1 protein-coding gene is annotated in these 853 nt (G+C 45.0%); it reads right to left on the bottom strand.

Features of this window, described 5'->3' with window-relative positions; genetic code table 11:
* Nucleotides 1-200 precede the first annotated feature (200 nt).
* Nucleotides 201-668, bottom strand: coding sequence for an REP-associated tyrosine transposase (locus tag CEX98_RS22095; protein ID WP_099644127.1), 468 nt, complete (start codon nt 666-668; stop codon nt 201-203).
* Nucleotides 669-853: the final 185 nt, after the last annotated feature.

Genomic DNA, 853 nt, shown 5'->3' with positions numbered 1-853 from the left:
GGAGCGGGTTCACCCCGCGAGCTTTTCAACAACCTCGCCGCATAAAGCGGCTCCTACATGAATTCTGTGTTGCTGGTAGGAGCGGGTTCATCCCGCGAGCTTTTTAACACCTCGCCGCATAAAGCGGCTCCCACATGAATTCTGCATTGCTGGTAGGAGCGGGTTCACCCCGCGAGCTTTTTCAGACAGACATCGTCAATTTACAAATCCCCAATCCCTTTGCTTAAATAAATACAATTCCAATAAGGATAATCGCCAATCTGTGTTACCAATCCAGCCCGAAGTGGGTTTGCAACAATGTACCTTGCTTGGTTTCTTAACATAGTGTTATGCAAAATACTGGTGTCATAAAAACCCTTTTGCCATAGCTGTTGAATATTCATTACCCTTAGCCTAGCAGCGGTTCTTCCTTTTAAAGACCGAATGGCATCAGACAAAGAGCATGAATCCATCAGTTGAAACAGGAGATGTAAATGATCTGGCATCAACGTATAGGCGATTAATTTAATAAAGTTGTCTTGCTCAAGGTGATAAATTTCACGAATAACAACTTGATTGACGCCAAGGTTGTTAAAAACAACAGTTTTGTTTTTACAGCAAATGGTGATGGCGTAATATTGACCAGCGGATGAAACTCGGCCTTTCCTTAAACGGCAGCTATGTGGCATGACTCACTCCTTGAGTTAATTAATAAATGCTAACGTAAGTATAGGACAAGATCGCCGCGTAAAGCAGCTCCCACATGAGTTTTGTGTCGCTGGTAGGAGCGGGCTCACCCCGCGAGCTTTTCAACAACCTCGCTGCGTAAAGCAGCTCCCACATGAATTCTGCATTGCTGGTAGGAGCGGGTTCA

This window comes from Pseudoalteromonas piscicida, from assembly GCF_002744175.1.
Taxonomy (GTDB): Bacteria; Pseudomonadota; Gammaproteobacteria; order Enterobacterales; family Alteromonadaceae; genus Pseudoalteromonas; species Pseudoalteromonas piscicida_B.
This window is presented reverse-complemented; position numbering and strand designations above follow the sequence as displayed.

Excerpts from the sequence above, each read along its gene's own strand:
- CEX98_RS22095 (WP_099644127.1), bottom strand. The coding sequence starts at position 668 with ATGCCACATAGCTGCCGTTTAAGGAAAGGCCGAGTTTCATCCGCTGGT.